The 6926-nt window shown below is 68.4% G+C and carries 8 protein-coding genes; 6 read left to right on the top strand and 2 right to left on the bottom strand.

What is annotated here, in order from left to right:
• Positions 1–9: 9 nt before the first annotated feature.
• From fadD3 to ipdE2, 4 genes are read left to right on the top strand one after another with little or no spacing between them, the layout of a single operon-like run.
• Positions 10–1545: a 3-((3aS,4S,7aS)-7a-methyl-1,5-dioxo-octahydro-1H-inden-4-yl)propanoate--CoA ligase FadD3 gene (gene fadD3, locus ABQE93_RS13410; protein WP_448407312.1), complete on the top strand. Its 1536-nt coding sequence runs from the start codon at positions 10–12 to the stop codon at positions 1543–1545.
• On the top strand, positions 1545–2669 hold the full coding sequence (locus ABQE93_RS13415; RefSeq protein WP_448407311.1) for an acyl-CoA dehydrogenase family protein: 1125 nt from the start codon (positions 1545–1547) through the stop codon (positions 2667–2669). The genes fadD3 and ABQE93_RS13415 overlap by 1 nt, the downstream gene beginning before the upstream one ends.
• Before the next feature lie 4 nt (positions 2670–2673).
• Positions 2674–3627: an acyl-CoA dehydrogenase family protein gene (locus tag ABQE93_RS13420; protein WP_448407309.1), complete on the top strand. Its 954-nt coding sequence runs from the start codon at positions 2674–2676 to the stop codon at positions 3625–3627.
• A 30-nt stretch (positions 3628–3657) separates the two neighbouring features.
• Positions 3658–4599 (top strand): acyl-CoA dehydrogenase IpdE2, encoded by a 942-nt coding sequence (gene ipdE2 / locus ABQE93_RS13425; protein WP_448407308.1) that lies wholly within the window; start codon positions 3658–3660, stop codon positions 4597–4599.
• A 3-nt stretch (positions 4600–4602) separates the two neighbouring features.
• On the opposite strand, the gene ABQE93_RS13430 is transcribed toward ipdE2, so the two are convergent.
• Both ABQE93_RS13430 and ABQE93_RS13435 read right to left on the bottom strand, forming a co-directional pair.
• A complete protein-coding gene (locus ABQE93_RS13430) occupies positions 4603–4968 on the bottom strand; it encodes a SpoIIAA family protein (RefSeq protein ID WP_448407306.1) in 366 nt (121 codons plus the stop codon).
• Positions 4965–5267, bottom strand: coding sequence for a hypothetical protein (locus ABQE93_RS13435; RefSeq protein WP_448407304.1), 303 nt, complete (start codon positions 5265–5267; stop codon positions 4965–4967). The genes ABQE93_RS13430 and ABQE93_RS13435 overlap by 4 nt, the downstream gene beginning before the upstream one ends.
• A 56-nt stretch (positions 5268–5323) precedes the next feature.
• Between ABQE93_RS13435 and ABQE93_RS13440 the strand changes: the two genes are divergently transcribed.
• Both ABQE93_RS13440 and ABQE93_RS13445 read left to right on the top strand, forming a co-directional pair.
• Entirely contained in the window at positions 5324–5755 is a 432-nt protein-coding gene (locus ABQE93_RS13440) for a MerR family transcriptional regulator (protein WP_448407302.1), read from the top strand.
• The gene (locus ABQE93_RS13445; protein WP_448407300.1) at positions 5755–6915 is read left to right on the top strand and encodes a pyridoxal phosphate-dependent aminotransferase; all 1161 of its coding nucleotides are present in this window, start codon (positions 5755–5757) and stop codon (positions 6913–6915) included. Before ABQE93_RS13440 ends, ABQE93_RS13445 begins: the two co-directional genes overlap by 1 nt.
• Positions 6916–6926 lie beyond the last annotated feature (11 nt).

Here is a 6926-nt window from a genome sequence, read left to right on the forward strand (position 1 = left end):
GGAGCGTCGATGAGTTCGGATCCAAGGACCATTCCCCAGGTCTTGGACCATGTCGCCGACCGATTCCGCGACCACCCGGCCCTGGTCACCCACGACCGGACGTTCACCTTCGCCCAGTTGCGCGACGAGGTCCGCACCGCCGCCGCGGCGATGATCGACCTCGGCATCGCCGCCGGCGACCGCGTCGCGATCTGGTCACCCAACACCTGGCACTGGGTGGTGGCCTGCCTGGCCACCCACTACGCAGGCGGCGTCCTGGTCCCGCTGAACACCCGCTACACCGCCAGTGAAGCCGCCGACGTGATCGGCCGCACCGGCGCACCGTTGTTGTTCGCCTCGGGTGAGTTCCTCGGCGCCGACAAAGCCGCTTCGCTCGACCGAAACGCGCTGCCGCAGCTACGCCACATCGTGCGGGTCCCGATCGAGAAGGACGACGGCACCTGGGACGAGTTCGTCGCGCGGGGAACGGATCTGGCGGCCGTCGACGCCCGCGCGGCGGACGTCACGCCCGACGACGTGTCCGACATCCTGTTCACCTCCGGAACCACGGGCCGCAGCAAGGGCGCGCTATGCGCACACCGGCAGTCGCTGGCCGCCCCCGCAGCGTGGGCCGAGTGCGGCCAGCTCACCAGCGCCGACCGCTACCTGTGCATCAACCCGTTTTTTCACAACTTCGGCTACAAGGCCGGCATCCTGGCCTGCCTGCAGACCGGTGCGACGCTCATCCCCCAGCTCACCTTCGATCCCGAGCAGGCGATGCAAGCCGTTGCCCAACACAAGATCACCGTGTTGCCCGGTCCCCCGACCATCTACCAGAGCCTGCTGGACCACCCGCGCCGCGGCGACTACGACCTGACGTCGCTGCGGTTCGCGGTCACCGGCGCCGCGACGATCCCGGTGGTGCTGATCGAACGCATGCAGGACGAGTTGGACATCGACATCGTGCTGACCGCCTACGGGCTCACCGAGGCCAGCGGGTTCGGCACCATGTGCCGCGCCGACGACGACGCGGTCACCGTCGCCACCACCTGCGGGCGTCCGATCGCCGGCTTCGAACTGCGCATCGACGCACCCGATGACGACGGCGCCGGTGAGGTGCTGTTGCGCGGCCCCAACGTCATGCTCGGCTATCTCGACGACCCCGAGGCCACTGCCGCGGCCATCGACGCCGACGGTTGGCTGCACACCGGCGACGTGGGACGCGTGGACGACCGCGGCAACCTGCAGATCACCGACCGTCTCAAGGACATGTACATCTGCGGCGGGTTCAACGTCTATCCCGCCGAGGTCGAGCAAGTGCTGGCCCGACTCGACGGCGTCGCCGAGTCGGCGGTCATCGGTGTGCCCGACGAACGCCTCGGTGAGGTCGGCAAGGCGTTCCTGGTCACCAAACCAGGTGTCGAGCTGGACGAAGAGACGGTAATCACCTACACGCGGCAGCATTTGGCCAACTTCAAGGCACCGAGGTCGGTGGAGTTCCTCGACGCGCTGCCACGCAACCCGGGCGGCAAGGTGGTCAAGCCGATCTTGAGGGAAAGAGTTTGATGGATCTGAGTTTCGACGACGCGACGCTCGAGTTCCAGGCCGAGGTGCGCGAGTTCCTTGGGGCCAACCGGGATTCGTTCCCGACGAAGTCCTACGACACCGCCGAGGGGTTCGAACAGCACCGGCGCTGGGACAAGGTGCTGTTCGACGCGGGCCTGTCGGTGATCACCTGGCCCGAAAAGTACGGCGGCCGCGACGCTTCCCTGCTGCAATGGGTGGTGTACGAGGAGGAGTACTTCCGCGCCGGCGCCCCCGGTCGCGCGAGCGCCAACGGTACGTCCATGCTGGCCCCGACCTTGTTCGCACACGGCACCGAGGAACAGCTCGACCGGGTGCTGCCGAAAATGGCCAGCGGTGAGGAGATCTGGGCCCAGGCCTGGTCCGAACCCGAGTCCGGAAGCGATCTCGCGTCGTTGCGTTCGACGGCGACACGCACCGACGGCGGCTGGCTGCTCAACGGCCAGAAGATCTGGAGTTCGCGGGCCCCGTTCGGGGAGCGGGCGTTCGGGTTGTTTCGGTCCGACCCGGAGGCCGAACGGCACCGCGGCCTGACCTATTTCATGTTCGACCTCAAAGCCGACGGCGTGACGGTGCGGCCCATCGCCCAGCTCGGCGGTGACACCGGGTTCGGCGAGGTCTTCCTCGACGACGTGTTCGTGCCCGACAACGACGTCATCGGCGACGTCAACGACGGCTGGCGTGCCGCGATGAGCACCTCGAGCAACGAACGCGGTATGTCGCTGCGCAGCCCGGCGCGCTTTCTCGCGCCGGCCGAACGCCTTGTCGCGCAGTGGAAAGAGAACCCCAAACCCGCCTACGCCGACCGGGTGGCCGACGCCTGGATCAAGGCGCAGGCCTACCGGCTGCACACCTTCGGCACCGTCACCCGGGTGGCCGCGGGCGGTGAGCTGGGCGCCGAGTCAAGCGTGACCAAGGTGTTCTGGTCTGACCTCGACGTCGCGCTGCACCAGAGCGCGCTGGACATGCGCGGCGCCGACGGCGAGCTGGCCGATTCGTGGACTGACGGATTGCTGTTCGCACTCGGGGGCCCGATCTACGCCGGTACCAACGAGATTCAGCGCAACATCATCGCCGAGCGCCTGCTGGGTCTGCCCAGAAAGTAGACACATGAACTTCGAACTGGACGAACAGCAGCGCGACTTCGCCGCAAGTATCGACGCCGCGCTCGGTGCGGCCGATCTGCCCGGCGCGATACGGGCGTGGGCCGACGGTGACACCGCGCCCGGCCGCAAGGTGTGGTCGCAGCTGGCCGAACTCGGCGTCACCGCGCTGAACGTGGCGGAGAAGTACGACGGCATCGAGGCGCACCCGGTCGATCTGGTGGTCGCCGCCGAACGGCTCGGCCGCTGGTGTGTGCCCGGGCCGGTCGTCGAATCGGTTGCGGTGGCACCGGTTCTGCTGGCCGACGATGAGCGTAGTGCGGCGTTGGCCGCCGGTGAGCTGATCGCCACCGTAGCCCTGCCTCCGCAGGTTCCGCGCGCCGTGGATGCGCAGGCCGCGGGGCTGGTCTTGTGGGCAGCCGACGGTGAGGTTCGCGACGCCACCGCGGGCGCTGCGCACGAGTCCGTCGACCCGGCCCGAAAGCTCTTCGACGTCACGGCATCCGGTGAAGCGCGGGCTGCCGACGTCAACCGAGCCTATGAGTTCGGCGTGCTGGCCACGGCCGCCCAACTGGTCGGCGCGGGGCAGGCGATGCTGGACATGTCGGTCGAATACGCCAAGCAGCGCAGCCAGTTCGGCAAGGTGATCGGCACCTATCAGGCCATCAAGCACAAGCTCGCCGACGTGCACATCGCCGTCGAACTGGCGCGCCCGCTGGTGTACGGCGCGGCGCTGTCGCTGGCCGACGGGTCGCCGGACACCGCCCGCGACGTCAGCGCCGCCAAGGTCGCCGCCGCCGACGCCGCGCTGATGGCAGCGCGTTCGGCGCTGCAGACCCACGGCGCGATCGGCTTCACCCAGGAACACGACCTGTCCCTGTGGTTGCTGCGGGTGCAGGCGCTGCGCTCGGCCTGGGGTGATCCGACCGTGCACCGGCGACGGGTATTGGAGGCGCTGTGAGCGCCAGCGAGGAGCGAAGGCGGATCGCGCATGAGTGAAGAACGTCAACTGCTCCGGCAGACCGTCGCGGCGCTGATCGACAAACACGCGGCACCGGCCGCGGTGCGCGAGGCGATGGCATCCGAACGCGGCTACAACGAGACGCTATGGCAGCTGCTGTGCGAGCAAGTCGGCGCCGCGGCGCTGGTGGTGCCCGAGGAACTGGGCGGTGCAGACGGTGAGCTCGCCGACGCCGCCGTCGTCCTCGAGGAGCTGGGTAAGGCGCTGGTGCCCACCCCCCTGCTGGGCACGACGCTCGCGGAGCTGGCCCTGCTGGCCACTGAGGAGCCCGACACCGCCGCGCTCGAGGGGCTGGCCGAGGGCACCCGGCTGGGCGCCGTCGTGTTCGACGCGGACTACGTGGTCAACGGCGACGTCGCCGACGTCGTGATCGCCGCCGACGGTGACCGGCTCACCCGGTGGACCGATTTCAGCGCCGAGCGCGTCGACACCATGGACCCCACGCGCCGGCTGGCGCGAATCCAGCCGCGCGACACCGCCGACGTCGGCGCCGATCCCGGCCTTGCCGACACCGCGGCGATCCTGTTGGCGGCCGAGCAGATCGGCGCGGCGTCGCGCTGTCTCGACCTGACCGTGCAGTACACCAAGGAGCGGGTGCAGTTCGGCCGCCCGATCGGCAGCTTCCAGGCGCTCAAGCACCGGATGGCCGATCTGTATGTCGCGGTGCAGTCGGCGCGTGCAGTGGTCGACGACGCGATCAATGCGCCGTCGGCCACGTCGGCGGCGCTGGCGCGGGTGACGGCCAGCGAGGCGTTCTCCAACGTGGCGGCCGAGGCGGTGCAAATGCACGGTGGTATCGCGATCACCTGGGAGCACGACATCCAGCTGTACTTCAAGCGTGCGCACGGCAGCGCGCAGCTACTCGGGCCGCCCCGCGAACATCTGCGCCGACTCGAACCCGAGGTGCTGTAAAGCTCAGGCGCGCAGCCACTTCCACGCCTGCGCACGTTCATCGAGCGGGAACGTCGCCAGCTGGCCTTTCATCAGCAATGCGGCCGCCACTTTGACGCACCACTCCTCCCATTTCGGCGCCCCCACCATCGCCACCTTCTCGAAGTCGCGGCGGTGTCTGATATCCAACAGCGTGTTCTCCCATGCGGCGCCGAGATTCCAACCCTCGAAGGGTTCGTCCATCACGAACATCACCCGCAGGCTGTCGGTCTCGTCTAGCAGCGACTGCATCCGCGGCGCGAGGATGTCGCGGTAATCCGCCCGGGTCAACTTGCCGCGCGCGTGAACGACGAGCACGTCGCGGGCGTCGGTGGCCTCGAATTCGATCATGACGGGGTGTAGGGCGCGAACAGGTCGTCAGCGGCGTGGCGCAGATCGTCGGGCACCTCGATGCGCACCACGACCGCGTCACGGTTTTCGTGCACGGTGAAGCCGAGGAACGGGCAGCATTCGCGCTCGCCGCGGACGAATTCGAGCACGCGCTCGACGGCGCTCGGGTCGTATTCGAGCCGGATCTCTCGGCTTTCGCGGCGGTAGTCACGCAGGGCTGTGGAGTTGAGCGCACGGATCCACGCGAGGCGTTTCCGGTAGTCGGCCGCCGGCAGGTTACATGCGGGGGACGGTTCCATATCCTCGATGGTGATCCTTCACGTCGCTTGAGGTTCAAGAGAGCGGGATGTTTTCGATGGCTCGGACGGAACTGAAGATCGGGGAACTGGCGCGGGCGGCCGGCACGACGCCGTCCACCATCCGCTACTACGAGGACATCGGCCTGTTGCCGCTGCCGGGCCGGGTGGGCGGTCAACGCCGCTACCGTCACGACGCCGTCGGGCGGGTGACTTTCATCCGGCATTGCCGGGAGTTCGGCTTTCCGATCGACCAGGTGCGCACGCTGGCGTCGCTGATGCAAGACAACGACCGGTCCTGCAGCGAGGCCCGTGAGGTGGCCGAGACGCATCTGGCGTCGATCCGGGAGAAGATCGCGGAGTTGCATGCGCTCGAGCGCGACATCGCGGGGTTTCTCGATGCGGCCGACGGCGTCTGCGACGGCGGACCGGGTGCGGACTGTGCCGTGCTGCGCGGCCTGGCCGTGCCGGCGTGCGAGGATCACCGGTGATGAGCGGGAAGATTGCGTTGCGGGCGGGCATTCCGCCGTTCTATGTGATGGACGTGTGGCTGGCTGCCGCCGAGCGCCAACGCAGCCACGGTGATTTGGTGAACCTGTCGGCGGGCCAGCCCAGCGCCGGGGCACCCGCGGCGGTGCGGACCGCGGCCAAGGAGGCGCTCGACAACACCGTGCTCGGATACACCGTCGCGCTGGGGATCCCGGAACTGCGTGAGGCGATCACGCAGTCGTATTCCGCGCGACGCGGGTTGACCGTCGACCCGGATGACGTGGTCATCACCACCGGTTCGTCGGGTGGGTTCTTATTGGCGTTCCTGGCGTGTTTCGACGTCGGCGACCGGGTCGCGATCGCCAGCCCGGGCTACCCGTGTTACCGCAACATCCTTTCGGCGTTGGGCTGTGAAGTCGTCGAGATCCCGTGCGGGCCCGAGACGCGGTTCCAGCCGACCGCGCAGATGCTCGCCGAACTGGATCCACCGGTGCAGGGCGTCATCGTCGCGAGCCCGGCCAACCCGACCGGCACGGTGATCCCGCCCGAGGAGTTGGCCGCGATCGCATCCTGGTGCGAGTCGTCGGGTGTGCGGCTGATCAGCGATGAGGTCTACCACGGCCTGGTTTACGAGGGTGCCCCAGCGACGAGCTGCGCGTGGTCGACGTCTCGGGAAGCCGTTGTGGTGAACAGCTTTTCGAAGTACTTCGCGATGACGGGTTGGCGGCTGGGCTGGCTGCTGGTGCCCAAGGAACTGCAGCGCGCGGTCGACTGCCTGACCGGGAACTTCACCATCTGTCCGCCGGCGCTGGCGCAGGTTGCGGCCGTCGCGGCCTTCACGCCGGAGTCGGTCGCCGAGGCCGATGCGCTGCTGGAGCACTACGCCGCCAACCGTCGCCTGCTACTCGACGGGTTGCGCGGTATCGGCATCGACCGGGTGGCGCCCACCGACGGCGCGTTCTACGTGTACGCCGATGTGTCGCACCTGACCACCGACTCGTTGTCGTTCTGCTCGAAGCTGCTCAACGACACCGGTGTTGCCATTGCACCGGGCATCGACTTCGACCCCGCACGCGGTGGCTCTTACGTGCGGTTGTCGTTCGCCGGGCCAACCGGCGATATCGATGAGGCGTTGCGCCGCATCGGTTCCTGGCTGGGCTAGGCCCCCTGCCC

This window comes from Mycolicibacterium sp. XJ662, assembly GCF_053484035.1.